The organism is Moorena sp. SIO4E2 (assembly GCF_010671945.1).
GTDB classification, from domain to species: Bacteria; Cyanobacteriota; Cyanobacteriia; order Cyanobacteriales; family Coleofasciculaceae; genus Moorena; species Moorena producens.
The window spans coordinates 1-13,609 of the sequence record NZ_JAAHIE010000029.1 but is presented as its reverse complement, the minus strand read 5'-3'; the positions used below and the strand labels follow the sequence as shown (position 1 = coordinate 13,609).

Below are 13,609 nucleotides of genomic sequence, written 5' to 3'. Positions count from 1 at the left end.
GATGAAGAGTCAGATCCCCTGAGCTTATAACTTGTGATAGATACATTAATTATAACATTTCAGCTATCCTCAATATGAATTAGGGTATAAATATGTCTTTAATAATCCGAATGGGATTGAAGATATCCCCAATAAAGTCAAAAACACTTTTGACATTAGTGACCGTTGAATCATAGCAAGCGACACTATCTCTTGGCATCAGCACTGGATTAACTTGGTCATCATTAGGCTTCTTCACCAAGTCCTCTACAGAACGTTCTATTGCCAGAGTTTCCCCAGTAGTACGGTCAGTTTGCAGTAACAGAGCACGGCGATCTGCATTTGTGGTTTCTGTGCCTCCGACACAACTAGCAGCAATTACAGCTTGAGACAGACGGGAGCCATATTCAACTTCCTGGACTCTAAGGTCACGTCCATTATTGGGATTAGTCAGATTGGAGAGAAACACAGGAATAGTTGAGGGAGTAAGCTGGGAAGGTCTGGCTAGATAATATTGAGGCAACTCCCGAGTAGGAACAATGATTTGGTCTCCAGCAATCAAGGGAATATCCTCCACTGGTGATCCGGTGAAGACACCAGATAAATCAATTACCTGTTCCTGTTCACCCCTAACCAACCGCACCTGTTCAATGTTGGCATTTGGTTTGATGCCGCCAGCCGTTAAAATGGCAAAGGTTAGGTAGCGTTCTGGAGGATAGTCTCCTGAGACAGTAGCAATCGATGCCGGTAAGTCTCGACCTTTAGAATCCGTATCATTAATCAAAACCCGACCAGGTTCAAAAACCGCTCCTCCCACAGTTACCTGAATTGGAGCCCACTCAAACAGTTGAATGCTGACTTTGAGGAAATCAGCCTGAAAAAAGCCTCCTTCAAGTAAAGCCTTGACTAGGTCTTGCTCGATTTCTGATACTTCTCGACCCGCTGCCAGTATCGGGTCTAGGTAGGGGAATTTGATGTAACCATCCAGATTAACTTCATAGGTGGCACTGAAGCGTTCAGCTTCCGGGATTTCTTCTTCGCCAGCCACAAAGAGTCTAAGGCGATCGCCAGGAGACAGTGGTAGAGCCCAACTGGGAACTGATAAACCTATTGCTGCTACGGTAGTAATTAACCCTGCTATCCAAAACTTGAGAATGGACATTGAAGAATCTCTGGGTTCACAACTATTACTTAGTGCTATTACTTAGTGATAACACTTAGTGATAACACGTGATAACACTTAGTATAGGGGGGTTTGGGTCAGTGTTTGAGTGTTGACTGACGATCAACACTCAACAAAAAACATTCAACAAAAAACACTTAACAAAAAACACTCAATTCCCTTTGCGAGTAATTCAAGTATATAAGTAACTATAGCGTTTGTATCTAGGTTGTAAACACACGTATTGCCGAAAAAGGCAAGAGGCAAGAGGCATGCATGCTAGAGGGGCAAGAGCTCCGGAGTTTTATTGGAAAATAACAAAAGACCTTCTAGGTTTACATCTCAAATACATACAAATGCTATAGTTAAGTTTAAGTTAACCAACCACAACAGTTTCTTTAATTGCCGAGAGGGGCTTACCCTGAAAATATTCAGGAATGGGCGCTCCCATCAAATTCAGAATAGTGGGGGCTAAATCTAGAGAATGACCAGCTGGTAAACTAGAACCTGGCTCAATATCTTGTCCTTTAATCACCAAAAAGCCATCAGAGCGGTGAGAACCAGTACGATTAAAGGGAACTGGACCAATGCGTCCAATATCGGGACTATCTACTACGTCAGTAGCATATTTTTCTTGCCAGATAACGACTAAGTCACCATCAGGTAATTTCGGACCAGTTTCAGTTGCCGATTGGCGGGTGCGGATAATTTCCTTCACCATTGGTTCCCCAGTGCGAGCATCTTTAAGCTGGTAGAGTTTTTGAGTCAATTCCTCACATACAGCATCGTACTGATCAGGGGCGACAATACCCTGAGGTTCCCTTCCCTGGAGATTAATCCTGATATATCCTTCCGAATAACTAGGCAGCGCGAATGCTTTCATCTGAGGCCAGCACGGTTGGTACCAGGATGGACTCTGGAAGAAGAATGGATCAGATTCTGCCTGCATCTTGAACGGAGAAATGAGATCCGGTGCAGGAGTGGAACCAAACAAGGGTGCGATGGGATTGAAAAGTTTGGTAGGGAGTTGACGTCTCAAAAAACCTTTGAGTGGATTCGATTCATGCTTGAGGCTCCATACTTTTCCCATCCAACCCTTTTTCGCCCTGGCATCATTGACTAGGGGTTTTGGGGGTTTACCATACTTGCCACGAGCAATGCCATATTTACCTGGGAAACTCCAGCGATAGAGAAATTCTGGCAGGAACAACATACTCGGTAGATCCATGACGTTAGACCCCATACCATGGGCAGCAAATACTACGACCTGGGCATTATCCGGGGCTTTGCTCAAAATGCCACCAATGGCTTCGTCAATAGCTTCAAAAATTTCTAACACGGGATCTCCAGGGCATTTAGCACCTACAGATGGGTAGAGAGGATGATCCGGCTGACTCAGGTGCCAGAAGTAATGCCCTGCAGTATGGGTTTCACCAAAGATTGTTAAGAAGAAATCCCACGGCATCTGCTGCAACAAGTCTTGACAAATGGCACCCCGGCGGGCGATACCAATCTCCAGTTGTGCTTGAAGACCCTTGAGTGCTGCCACATCCATAATACTGGCATGGTCTTTGCGTAAGACAGGATGCTCACCATGCTTATCAATCACATCCTGTAGCAAGGATTTGGGTATGGAATGACTGGGAGTCTGAGGAGAGTGAGCTCCCCAAGCAAGGACTTGCAACCCATTGACCTGATTGGACAGGGGAGCTTGAGGCATATCAAAGACTGCCACCCGATAGTCATCTCCCAAGCCATAGAAGGGTTGATACTCAGCAAAGTCGTAGGCTTGAATGTCTTCTACTTCGTAAGTGCCTTCCTTAATTTTCAGAGGTGCCCAGTACCCTGTTTGCTCAGGAGAACAACCAGTAAGGAATGTTGTCCAGGGAGTCTCAGCCCGGTAGTATTCATATGTCTTTAAACGTCCGTAAGATCCCTGTTCTCGTAAGCGACGCAGGTTTTTCAGATGTCCTTGAGATATCCATTGCTCTATCAAGGCAGGGTCGGCAGCATCCAAGCCAATGGCAATTACAGGGTTTCTCATTGTTGTGGTCGGTAGATGTGCGGGTAATTTTCTGGTAGGTTAAGTAGTGTGCCTAGTTTAGCTCAGCATCTAACCTTACAAATAACGATAGTCGGCTTCACACAGATGAAGGTTGAAGGATCGATGAATCTTAGAGTAGGCTTTTATAAAGTTTCTGTAAAGACTACTGCTATCGATCACACTATGTAGTCTCATTCTATAAGTAGCAAAGATTTGAGGCATTTGTTAGCTCGACTAGTTCTCCGACTCGACTGGTGAGCTACTCCCTGGTAAAAAATCTTCTTAAAATAAGGCATAGACCTGATCAATACTACCTGATCAAAACAACGACTCGTGATCTGGAAAAATTACCCTTGTTAGCTCATTTATGTAGAGTCGATGAAGAATATTTAAAGATTTTATTAAGTTCAGAGAAAATACTAGGCTGGACTCGCCCATAGGCTATGATATTAATGGTATAATTAACCATTAACTAACCATCAATGAACCATAACGGAGGACTGGTGCAACCATAAAAACCAGTAATTTTAATTAAAGTAAATCCCTAATATATAACAAATAAATAAAGCCTAAATAAAGCCTAAATAAAGCTATTCTTCCTAAGTATTATAGAGAGGAATTGACTTGAGGTTTTTAAGCTATAAGCATCTAAGCAGATTGGGAGTTACTAGGAGGAGGGAAAACTTAATTCATTCCCAGACAGCCTGATTGATTCAATCAGAGTTGACTCTAATCTATAACGTTATGATTAGTCACCAATTCTCCCCTCGATACGTTCTAGTTCACGCTGTGACAATGAGATTGAATATTTCGTGAATTACCTAACACTGTCCTGAGGGATAATTCATCGCTTCTTAACACAGTGAACTAGAGTTTAATGCTAATACCAAAATAGATTTATGTCAAATTACTGAGATCATTGTTATCAAACCCTGGTGTAATCTACCTCAAGGGATTACTGTTGTTTAATTAGGGAATATTTATAGGTTCAGCTATCTAGAAAACAGGTGGGACCCGAACGCGCCCCGCGTCGGCTTTGCCGAAAGGTGCGACCCTAGGGCGATTTACTCGCCCTAGGAGGCGCGCACCTTGAGCGAATTTAATTACGGGTCAAGGGCACCTAAGGGTATTTACCAATAATTTTTCAGAGCTAATATAGTAAAATTACTAAAACTGTGATAATGTAATTTTATTCTTTTCCAAATAAAATCTTCTTGCTCGAAACAGTATTAAGCTAACTTGGGTAGCCGATCGGGAAATGGCAAATTGACTGAGTTCGGCTCCAAGTCTGAAGATTGTTGGGAAAAGCTTGGCGGCTGTTTTTAGTGCTTATTCCTTAGGTAGGAGAGACATCGTAAAGTAAAAAGGTTAAACATGAGAGAAATAGTGAAAATACTCAACTTAGAGATTGATAATATATCCAAGTCAGAGCTGTTAAAGCGGCTCGATACCGGGGTGATTTTCACTCCCAATGTCGATCACTTAGTCAAGCTACAAAAAGACCCTGAATTCATGAAGGCATATCGAATTGCCGATTATAGATTATGTGATAGTAAAGTTGTGTATTATGCGTCGAGGTTCTTGGGGTCACCCATACAGGAGAAAATTTCTGGATCTGACCTTTTTCCAGCTTTTTATGATTATCACAGAAACAATAAGACTATTAAAATATTTCTCTTAGGTGGACGAGAAGGAGTCGCTAAACAAGCTCAAGAAAATGTCAATGCTAGAGTTGGCAGAGAAATTGTTATCGCTGCGCACTCCCCATCATTCGGATTTGAGAAGAATGATGCTGAATGCCGAGAAATCATCGAAATGGTTAAGAACTCTGGAGCTACAGTACTAGCTGTGGGAGTTGGTGCACCTAAACAAGAAAAGTGGATACATAAGTACAAAGATCAATTACCAAACATCAAAATATTCATGGCAGTAGGTGCCACCCTTGATTTTGAAGCAGGCACTAAACCAAGGTCGCCTGAATGGATGAGTGATGTAGGATTGGAATGGTTACACAGGCTATTATCTGAACCGCGACGATTGTGGCGGCGATACCTGTTTGATGCTCCGGTCTTCCTTTGGTTAGTGTTGAAACAAAAACTCAAGAGTTCTATGTTGCCACCAGCTAGGGTCAATCTGAATTGATCCCAAGTGATATCGTTTCGGTTTATATGGGAATTGTTTGGAGGAAAACCGCGAAGATCCAAAGGACAGGAAGGGAGGAAGGCACAAAATTGATCATTGAGCCATTCTCGTCAGGTCACTGACCAAGCTAACTGGATCCTCAAGATTACCGATTACGTTTGTACCAATTACTTTTGGTGTCGCACTTCTACAACGGTGTGAACATTACCCCGTGGGTTAAAATCCCCCTTGATGGTGACTTCTTCGGGGTTACAGGCGGCTACGAAGTCATCTAAAATTTGGTTGATACTCTCTTCGTGGGAGATGTAGCGATCGCGGTAGGTATTGATATACAACTTAAGGGCCTTTAGTTCTACCACCAGTTCATTGGGAACGTAGGTAATGTAAATCGTGGCAAAGTCCGGATAACCTGAAAAGGGGCATTTACAAGTAAACTCCGGTAAGGTGATGTTAATGTGATAGGGACGACCGATACGGGGATTGGGAAAAGTAATAAGTTTTGCTTGGGCAATCTCCTGTTCACCGTATTTAATCTCGGGTGTGTCTACTTCTGGTGATGCTTGTTCCTGGGTAAAGGAATTACTCATTGGTTTTGCTAGGATTAGAAACGATTTGAGGAATTTCTAGGATGGGATTCCCAGTCAGGACAATCTTCTGTGTCCCAACCATAGGGATGCATAGCACAGACTAATAAATTTCCACCGTAGGCTTGACCGTGATAATGACGGCAACCTATGCAAGCGGGATGTTTCTGTGAGGATGGTGTCACGGAATCAGGAAAATCCTCGTCTGTTTCACTGACCATAACCTCAAAGTCAAAATAAATCTCAACAAACGGTTCAACAATCTCTTGCAAACACTGGTCAATTTCCGCACCAAGGGCATTGTCTATCTCATTGGCAAACTCCTCAACCACCTCACTGACACCCTCGAAGAACTCATCGACCATATTAGCCACTGATTCGAGGGTTTCAAAAATACTTTTAGACCAATCATCTTCCATGGTAAACATTCACTCAAAAACCATCATGTGCTCAACCCCTGTTGTTGTCCACAAATTAATTATAAGTGCTAGATAAGTGCTATAAGTTAGCGCTTTAGCCGACGCAATTCTTCTTGCATAGCTTGCACCTGCTGGCGTAGTTTGTCAACATCCTGCTCTTCGGGTGGTGCTGATTCTTCTTCCTCATCAGTAATAATCTCAATCCGGCGCGGCTCAGGTTTAGGATCATTAGGGTTAGCTTGAGAGGATTGCTGTTGCCCCTGTTGCACTAAATCTTCAACCAGTTTACGGGCTTCCTCGGTAGTCATCTCCCCTTTTTCTACCAGTTCATCTACCAGTTTCTGAGCTTGACCTCGCACTTCTGACAAGGTTCCCCCAGCTCTCTCCCCTGCAGCAGCAGCTATACCGACGCCTAGATAAAACGCTTTTTGAACCAAATTTCCAAAACCAGCCATGAACACTGATACTCCCAGAGTTATCGTAATACTCTATGATTCCAGGATAGGAGTGAAATCCCACTTTGCCCACCAAAAAATAGCGGTAAGGGGGCGGACGACTATACCGGTTAGGGTTAGCGTCCGGGGAATTACCGCCAACAAATTTTTCGAGCGGTAGCGAGTCGATTGTTTAAAATCTGTATTCATAGCCGTCCGCTCGCTGAATGGTTTTTAGGTATTTCGGATGCACGTCAAAGCTCTTCTTGATGCAGTCGCGAGTGGGGGAAACCTCCTTTGGCCGACTGCATCGCTTTTCTAATGTGCTCAACTTAAAGCTCGGCCTAAAACGAATTGCGATTCGCCCCGTATGCTGTCCCGCGTACTTTCCTTTAGGAATGTCGGCTTTGACCAAGTCCCCCGTTTGAAATCCCATAAAGAACTTCTGTGAGGGAGCGTGCCCTAATGGAAAGCCATAGCGATCGGTTCGACAGCGCTGCCGCCTTCCGTGACCTTTGGCTTTGGCGATCAGAGGTTTGACCCCTTTCAGGAATAGTCTTTCGGGAGTAGAAGCCCCAACGCAAGCCGCATCCGCCCAGTGGGTTTTGGCAATACCCCGGAGTTTACGGTTGAATTTAGTCTGACCGCCAGAGCCCATTTCTACTGGCAATCCGATTGCTTTGAGTCTCCTAAACAATTCCCATCGGCTCGTATTAACCGCTGCTGCATCTTTCAACGGGACTAATGCTTTCGCTAACACCCGCTTTAATACCATGGGTTTCTTTTTGAGGAACACCTCGACAGGCTTGTTGCCCTTGGCTTGATTGCAAGAGCGGCAAGCTAGGGTTAGGTTGCTCACTCGGTTCGACCCCCCCTTGCTTAAGGCTCGGATATGTTCGATTTCGAGCGGGGTTCCCTCAGTGCCGCAATAAGCGCATTTTCTGCCCCATTTTTGAAGTAAATATTCCTTCACTTCAAAACCGAACAGTTCTCCTCGCTGGTACTCAATGCCGCTAATTTCGAGGTTCTGCATCTTCTGCATGTCGAATCTCACTAACTCTTGAGAAAGTGCAGTGATAGGACATACCTTTAGAATCCGACTAACCCAGGTTTCGACGTTCGCGATCCGACTTTCAAGGGATGGTGGGAGCCAGCCTTCTGAGCGAGTCCGGTTAAGAAACCTTCGCTTGCGATACCGGAGTTTTCGACTGCGTCGCCCCCGTCTTAACTGTCTACGAGAGTCAAGAGCGTTCTTAATTTGCTGTCCTCGGTGTTCTATCTCCAAAGCATTAGTCACCCGTCCGGTCTGCTCTTGAACTACAGCCATACCCGTAGTTTTGGAACCTGGATCAATTTTGCATCGGTGGGGATGGGTCAGTGAATGTTTGACCGTCCTGTCTAGTAGGACGATCGTAAATGGGTAACGCTTGAACACCTTAGCGCGTCCCGTATTGAGTAATTTTCTTGCCCGCGCCGGATGGCAGGGGTCTAGGGGTTTGAGGTTTTTATCTAGAACAAAAGTGTACATTACTGCACGTCTCAATTTCTTGGTAAGGTTTGCCTCGACGGTGTTAGTGCTCGGTACTTTCCGAATAACACTGGCTTTCCCGTATGGCCTGTTTAATTACCCGGTTGTAGAGCTTGGAACTGGCACGCATCCCAAGGTACGAACTTTAACTCTTGGCACTAACGGCTGCTAGATTTTTCTAGCCGTCTGGTCAACAAGCTTTATTCAAGCCCACACTGTACCCGTTAGGGTCAGTGTGCGGTAGTTGACTCGACTTAAGGTAGACGGACTTAGGGGTCAGGAGGACTACAATAATACTATACAATGCAATACCTCCCTAAGGCAGAAATCTGTTGAGTTGATGAATAAAGTTGTCGTTGGCTTGTCTGGCGGGGTAGACAGTTCCGTAGCTGCCGCCACCCTCTATCACAAAGGATACGAAGTTGTAGGATTGACCCTTTGGTTAATGAAAGGCAAGGGTCAATGCTGCTCTGAGGGAATGGTCGATGCAGCGTTTATCTGTGAACAATTAGGAATTCCCCACCACATTGTGGACAGTCGCGATGTTTTTCAGGAAAACATTGTGGATTACTTAGTCTCGGGTTACCAATCTGGGATTACTCCACTCCCCTGTTCTCAGTGCAACAAAGCAGTAAAGTTTGGTCCGATGCTGAGCTATGCCCATCAGACATTGGGGATTGATAAAATAGCCACAGGTCACTATGCCCGGATTACTTATGATGCTGAATGCGATCGCTATCAATTGCGGCGAGCAATAGACTTGACAAAAGACCAGTCATACTTCCTGTATGACTTGACTCAAGACCTGTTGGCGGCTTCCCTATTTCCTTTGGGAGAACTTAAGAAAACGGAAACGCGACGCCTGGCTGCTGAGTATAATCTCAAGACTGCTGATAAACCAGAAAGTCAGGACTTGTGTTTAATCGAATCCCACGGTTCCATGCAGAAGTTCCTGGACAAGTATATTTCCCAAACCACAGGTGACATCGTGGACTTGGATGGAAATGTGGTAGGGCAACATCAGGGAATTCACCACTACACCATTGGACAACGGAAAGGGCTAGGTATAGCTGCTCCCAATCCCTTGTATGTGATTGCCCTGGATGCAGTCAGGAATCGGGTAATTGTGGGTGAACGTCACCAAGCCACCCAAGCTGAATGTACGGTTCATCGGGTCAATTGGGTATCGATTCAGGAACCTAATGTTCCGATTCGAGCTTCTGTGCAAGTTCGCTATCGCTCACCTGCTGTACCTGTGAATGTGATTCCTCTAGAAGGAAATCGGATCAGATTAGTGTTCGATGAACCACAATTCAGCATCACCCCAGGACAGGCTGCTGTTCTGTATGACGGGGAGCTGGTGCTCGGAGGTGGCATTATTGAGCAGCTACCAGAGAAAATAGCCAATGGCAAATTGCTTGAAGGTTGAAGTTTGAAGGTTGAAGGTTGAAGGTTGAAGGTTGTTCGGCCAAGGCGATTCGGTGTAGGGTAGGTTGTTCGCGTAGCGTGGCCGAAAGGCCAAGGTTAGTGGACAGTTAAATCAACTAGTGACCTTGACGAAAGCCGATTGCCATGGTAGTAATATACCTAAGCATTCAGCTATCAGCTAATGGGCTACGCGAACGCTACACCGAACAGCTTTTGAAGAAAACAGTTAAACATTCGTTTAATGTTACTAAAGCCCCAGGTTTGGAGCCTGTGTCACAAAGCTGACCGCTGACTGCTGACCGCTGAATGCTTACAATAATAGACTACCAATTGGTGTCGGAGTATAGATTAATCGTCAGCTGTTCATAACCTGCAGGTACAGCAGTGATACAAGAACAAACAGTTGGTCCATTTTCTATATCTACCTCACAGGCATGACAAGAACCCATCAGGCAACCTGTGGCAATGAACACACCAGCACGTTCAGCCACTAGAAGGATGGGTTCTCCAACTTCGGCCTCAATTGTCACATCATCTGGTAGAAAGCGAACGCTTACACTCATGTTTGATTAGTCATTTCATTTGTTAGTTTTTTATTGTTAATTGTTTAGTTAATTTTTAATTTATAATTTCCCTTAACGATTTTCCATTTTCCATTTTCCATTCTCAAGTTTACTTTTTCCTTTTGACAAAACTAATCTGATAGTTAACGGTCTAAGACCTTAAAATCGGGGTTAAATCAAGATGAGATTCGATAGTATCAGCCAGTGAATTCAAAAGCGCTTCTCGTTGTTCCCGATAGTTGACAACCCCAGTAGGGAGAGAAGGTAGCCCTCGTCTGGAGCGCAGTTGATTCAACCAGGCACGTCGCCAAGGACTATTGTCAAACATTCCATGGAGATAGCTGCCCCAAATTGATTGATTCACGTCAACAATGCCCAAACCATGGTCATCGAATAAAGCTCGATAAGCAGATTTATTGTCTCCCATCTCCGCCTCAAGCAGTCGCGAACGCCCCTGATGAATTTCGTAACCGGTAATCGGTAAGCCAACTTGAGGATAATTTGATGTCACCATCCGTTGACGGGCAACTTTGCCACTAGTAATCAAGGTTTTTAAGGGCAACAAGCCTAATCCTGGATGACGTCCCTGTTTACCTTCTAAGCCATCAGGATCAACTAGGGTTTTGCCTAGCATTTGGAATCCCCCACAAATTCCCAAAATTGTCCCACCTGAGGCAGCATAGTTTTGAATCTGCTCAGCCATGCCACTTTTTTGGAGTACCATCATGTCCGCAATGGTAGTTTTCGTGCCTGGGAGAATCACTGCATCTGGATATCCCAAGGTTTCATTTGGTGACAGATATTTCAAAAAGACGCTGGGTTCAGCTTCTAGGGGGTCAAAATCAGTAAAGTTAGAAATTCGAGGTAAACGAATGACTACGATAGTGACTTCCTGATTGGACTTGTTCCTGGTGTTGCGATCTAGTAAGTCAAGGGAGTCTTCAGCAGGGAACAGTATATCAATCCAGGGAATAACTCCAACTACAGGAATACCAGTGCGTTCTTCTAACCATTTTATCCCGGGTTCGAGCAGCGATCGCTGACCCCTAAACTTATTGATCACGACACCTTTAATCAAAGCTCTCTCCTCTGGTTCGAGCAGTTCGAGAGTACCAATTACCTGAGCAAAAGACCCTCCACGGTCAATATCTACCACCAGCAAGGTGGGAGCTTTGAGGTACCGCGCCACTCGCATATTGGTCAAGTCGCGGTGCTTGATATTAATTTCTACGGGGCTACCAGCTCCCTCACAAACGACTAAATCAAACTCATTGGTTAAACGTCGCAGTGATTCTTCAATCACCTGCCAACCCTTATCAAAGTACTTTTCGTAGTACTCCCCAGCACTAACCTTCCCTACGGCTTTACCCATAAGAATCACCTGGGAGGTCATGTCACCCTGGGGTTTGAGTAAAATTGGGTTCATTTCCACACAGGGAATGACACCTGCAGCCCAAGCTTGTACTGCTTGGGCATGTCCAATTTCTCCACCATTGGGTGTAACATAGGCATTTAGAGCCATGTTCTGACCCTTAAAGGGACAGACACGCCAGCCTTGTCGCGATAGAAGGCGACATAGAGCTGTGGTTATCAAGGATTTTCCTGCGTGGGATGTAGTACCCACCACCATAATCGCTTTCATAATTCAGGGTTAGGGCGTCAGAACTAGCCTAGATGATCAATAAATTTAGATATCACCCTGTCACCAACTTGATTTAAACCGACAATCTTAGCCAGCGATTCAAGGTATGATCGAGTCGATCTGATAATGAGGGTGGAGGTAAGGTTTCTCCAAGCCGTTCCCACTTTTCTAACAACTGACGACCCAAAGGTGTCAATCGAAAACTATCCGTAATTCCCTGACCGTCTACTTCTCGACGTAATACACCCACTTGAATCAACCACATTAAATCGTTTTCTACTGCCAATTCAGACCTAGGGCGCGTTGTGTAGTTTTTCTCGACACCTTCAAGACCTACTATAGATAAGAGTGGAACACTGCTAGAACGCATCGCTGCCAATAGAGGCATCCGGAATGGCAAACAGCGCATTGCTTGCTCTGCACGCTTAGTAGTTCGGTCAGGATATTGAATAGGCTGGCTACCTTGAGACTGAATTGAAGTTCTTGCCACAGTTACTAAATCTCAGAACTATACTGACCGCCGATTATCTCTATATTAAGGTTTTTTTGACTTTAGAGGCCAACCTATTGTAATTTACTCTAGAAATTTTTGAATTTACTCAAGACCTAGGGCAAACTGGGCAACAAGCGTGCTTATGTATAATGGTGCTTACAGAAAAGGCACCCTAAAAGTCAAGTTACTACGTAAGTCGTATTACTGTAAACTTTATACATAAGTTCAGTATATTTTTATAGGAAACCAAAGTTATGGCTCTTCAAGTTGGCATGGATGCACCAGCATTTACTGTCAAAGACGACGAAGGCAATACCGTTTCACTGTCGGACTTTGCGGGAAAAACTGTAGTGCTTTATTTTTACCCCAAAGACGATACTCCAGGGTGCACCAAGGAAGCCCAAAGCTTTCGGGATAACTACACTGAGTATCAAGGTAAAGACATGGTGGTACTTGGGGTCAGTATGGATGATGAGGCATCCCACAAACAATTTAAGGAAAAGTATGGTCTGCCTTTCACCCTGCTAGCGGATACGGATGGCGCAATTACCAAGGCTTATGATGTAGATGGTGGCGGTTACTCCAAGCGTGTAACCTACATTATCAACGGCGAGGGCAAAATTACTCACGTTGATGAGACGGTAAAAACCGCTACCCACGCTCAAGATATCTTGGCAGCCATGGGCTAAACAAAGTCAAAACCATCAAACTTCGTCTAAATTTTTGTGAATTTGGGCGAAGTCGTCACTATTTATTTAATCCCTATATATCTAATTTAGAAACTAACTCATCCCCTTAGTGCTGGAGCTGTTAGGTCCCTGTGAGAATCCTGCTAGTAGAAGACGATGAAGGTATTGCCAAAGTAGTAACGGCAGCGCTAGCTAGTCAACATTATCAGGTTGATCTAGCTACAGATGGGGATGAGGGGATAGCACTAGCAGAGATACTTAAGTATGACTTGATTTTGCTAGATTGGATGCTTCCCAAGCTCACTGGGATTGACTTGTGCAAGCAGCTGCGAAACGCACGCGATCGCACTCCAATTATCCTCCTGACTGCCCAAGACACCAGCACTAACAAAGTCGAAGCTTTAGACGCAGGAGCAGATGATTATTTAGTCAAGCCCTTAGACATACCTGAATTATTAGCCAGAATTCGAGCAGTGCTGCGCCGCAGCAGCACCCCCCTACT

The 13,609-nt window shown here is 44.7% G+C and carries 15 protein-coding genes; 5 read left to right on the top strand and 10 right to left on the bottom strand.

The window, feature by feature from the left end:
* Window positions 1-79 precede the first annotated feature (79 nt).
* Both F6K37_RS05920 and F6K37_RS05915 read right to left on the bottom strand, forming a co-directional pair.
* Window positions 80-1,141, bottom strand: coding sequence for a polysaccharide biosynthesis/export family protein (locus F6K37_RS05920; RefSeq protein WP_008179040.1), 1,062 nt, complete (start codon window positions 1,139-1,141; stop codon window positions 80-82).
* Between the two features lie 376 nt (window positions 1,142-1,517).
* Window positions 1,518-3,185, bottom strand: a complete 1,668-nt coding sequence (locus F6K37_RS05915; RefSeq protein ID WP_287248828.1) for an alkaline phosphatase family protein — start codon at window positions 3,183-3,185, stop codon at window positions 1,518-1,520.
* A 1,374-nt stretch (window positions 3,186-4,559) separates the two neighbouring features.
* Between F6K37_RS05915 and F6K37_RS05910 the strand changes: the two genes are divergently transcribed.
* Window positions 4,560-5,327 carry a WecB/TagA/CpsF family glycosyltransferase gene (locus F6K37_RS05910; protein WP_008179049.1) on the top strand — a complete coding sequence of 256 codons (768 nt, stop codon included), beginning with the start codon at window positions 4,560-4,562 and terminating at the stop codon, window positions 5,325-5,327.
* Between the two features lie 167 nt (window positions 5,328-5,494).
* Here F6K37_RS05910 and queF read toward each other — a convergent pair whose 3' ends face one another.
* The 4 genes from queF to iscB form a co-directional block, all read right to left on the bottom strand.
* The gene (gene queF / locus F6K37_RS05905; protein WP_008179051.1) at window positions 5,495-5,914 is read right to left on the bottom strand and encodes a preQ(1) synthase; all 420 of its coding nucleotides are present in this window, start codon (window positions 5,912-5,914) and stop codon (window positions 5,495-5,497) included.
* A gap of 14 nt (window positions 5,915-5,928) precedes the next feature.
* Complete coding sequence (locus F6K37_RS05900; RefSeq protein ID WP_008179052.1) at window positions 5,929-6,339, bottom strand: hypothetical protein; 411 nt, start codon at window positions 6,337-6,339, stop codon at window positions 5,929-5,931.
* 77 nt (window positions 6,340-6,416) lie between these two features.
* Window positions 6,417-6,785: a phasin-related domain-containing protein gene (locus F6K37_RS05895; RefSeq protein WP_008179054.1), complete on the bottom strand. Its 369-nt coding sequence runs from the start codon at window positions 6,783-6,785 to the stop codon at window positions 6,417-6,419.
* A 172-nt stretch (window positions 6,786-6,957) separates the two neighbouring features.
* Entirely contained in the window at window positions 6,958-8,292 is a 1,335-nt protein-coding gene (gene iscB / locus F6K37_RS05890; protein WP_008179056.1) for an RNA-guided endonuclease IscB, read from the bottom strand.
* Window positions 8,293-8,632: 340 nt separating this feature from the next.
* Here iscB and mnmA point away from each other — a divergent pair, with 340 nt between their 5' ends.
* Window positions 8,633-9,721: a tRNA 2-thiouridine(34) synthase MnmA gene (gene mnmA / locus F6K37_RS05885; protein WP_287248823.1), complete on the top strand. Its 1,089-nt coding sequence runs from the start codon at window positions 8,633-8,635 to the stop codon at window positions 9,719-9,721.
* On the opposite strand, the gene F6K37_RS05880 is transcribed toward mnmA, so the two are convergent.
* On the bottom strand, window positions 9,680-9,814 hold the full coding sequence (locus F6K37_RS05880; RefSeq protein WP_267871977.1) for a hypothetical protein: 135 nt from the start codon (window positions 9,812-9,814) through the stop codon (window positions 9,680-9,682). The genes mnmA and F6K37_RS05880 overlap by 42 nt on opposite strands.
* Before the next feature lie 50 nt (window positions 9,815-9,864).
* On the opposite strand from F6K37_RS05880, the gene F6K37_RS05875 reads away from it, so the two are divergent.
* The gene (locus F6K37_RS05875) at window positions 9,865-10,005 is read left to right on the top strand and encodes a hypothetical protein (protein WP_287248821.1); all 141 of its coding nucleotides are present in this window, start codon (window positions 9,865-9,867) and stop codon (window positions 10,003-10,005) included.
* A 38-nt stretch (window positions 10,006-10,043) separates the two neighbouring features.
* Here the strand turns inward: F6K37_RS05875 and F6K37_RS05870 are convergent, their stop codons facing one another.
* The 3 genes from F6K37_RS05870 to F6K37_RS05860 form a co-directional block, all read right to left on the bottom strand.
* Window positions 10,044-10,283 carry a 2Fe-2S iron-sulfur cluster-binding protein gene (locus tag F6K37_RS05870; protein WP_008179060.1) on the bottom strand — a complete coding sequence of 80 codons (240 nt, stop codon included), beginning with the start codon at window positions 10,281-10,283 and terminating at the stop codon, window positions 10,044-10,046.
* 151 nt (window positions 10,284-10,434) lie between these two features.
* Complete coding sequence (cobQ, locus tag F6K37_RS05865) at window positions 10,435-11,925, bottom strand: cobyric acid synthase CobQ (protein WP_287248819.1); 1,491 nt, start codon at window positions 11,923-11,925, stop codon at window positions 10,435-10,437.
* A 73-nt stretch (window positions 11,926-11,998) separates the two neighbouring features.
* Window positions 11,999-12,415 (bottom strand): Npun_F0494 family protein, encoded by a 417-nt coding sequence (locus F6K37_RS05860; protein WP_008179066.1) that lies wholly within the window; start codon window positions 12,413-12,415, stop codon window positions 11,999-12,001.
* A 257-nt stretch (window positions 12,416-12,672) separates the two neighbouring features.
* On the opposite strand from F6K37_RS05860, the gene F6K37_RS05855 reads away from it, so the two are divergent.
* Both F6K37_RS05855 and F6K37_RS05850 read left to right on the top strand, forming a co-directional pair.
* The gene (locus tag F6K37_RS05855) at window positions 12,673-13,107 is read left to right on the top strand and encodes a peroxiredoxin (protein ID WP_008179068.1); all 435 of its coding nucleotides are present in this window, start codon (window positions 12,673-12,675) and stop codon (window positions 13,105-13,107) included.
* Window positions 13,108-13,238: 131 nt separating this feature from the next.
* The coding region (locus F6K37_RS05850) for a response regulator transcription factor (RefSeq protein WP_287248814.1) at window positions 13,239-13,609 on the top strand (371 nt) is incomplete at its 3' end.

Bases quoted from the DNA above. Each gene is read 5' to 3' on its own strand.
- F6K37_RS05920 (WP_008179040.1), bottom strand. From the start codon at position 1,141: ATGTCCATTCTCAAGTTTTGGATAGCAGGGTTAATTACTACCGTAGCA.
- F6K37_RS05915 (WP_287248828.1), bottom strand. From the start codon at position 3,185: ATGAGAAACCCTGTAATTGCCATTGGCTTGGATGCTGCCGACCCTGCC.
- F6K37_RS05910 (WP_008179049.1), top strand. From the start codon at position 4,560: ATGAGAGAAATAGTGAAAATACTCAACTTAGAGATTGATAATATATCC.
- queF (WP_008179051.1), bottom strand. From the start codon at position 5,914: ATGAGTAATTCCTTTACCCAGGAACAAGCATCACCAGAAGTAGACACA.
- F6K37_RS05900 (WP_008179052.1), bottom strand. From the start codon at position 6,339: ATGTTTACCATGGAAGATGATTGGTCTAAAAGTATTTTTGAAACCCTC.
- F6K37_RS05895 (WP_008179054.1), bottom strand. From the start codon at position 6,785: ATGGCTGGTTTTGGAAATTTGGTTCAAAAAGCGTTTTATCTAGGCGTC.
- iscB (WP_008179056.1), bottom strand. From the start codon at position 8,292: ATGTACACTTTTGTTCTAGATAAAAACCTCAAACCCCTAGACCCCTGC.
- mnmA (WP_287248823.1), top strand. From the start codon at position 8,633: ATGAATAAAGTTGTCGTTGGCTTGTCTGGCGGGGTAGACAGTTCCGTA.
- F6K37_RS05875 (WP_287248821.1), top strand. From the start codon at position 9,865: ATGGTAGTAATATACCTAAGCATTCAGCTATCAGCTAATGGGCTACGC.
- F6K37_RS05870 (WP_008179060.1), bottom strand. From the start codon at position 10,283: ATGAGTGTAAGCGTTCGCTTTCTACCAGATGATGTGACAATTGAGGCC.
- cobQ (WP_287248819.1), bottom strand. From the start codon at position 11,925: ATGAAAGCGATTATGGTGGTGGGTACTACATCCCACGCAGGAAAATCC.
- F6K37_RS05855 (WP_008179068.1), top strand. From the start codon at position 12,673: ATGGCTCTTCAAGTTGGCATGGATGCACCAGCATTTACTGTCAAAGAC.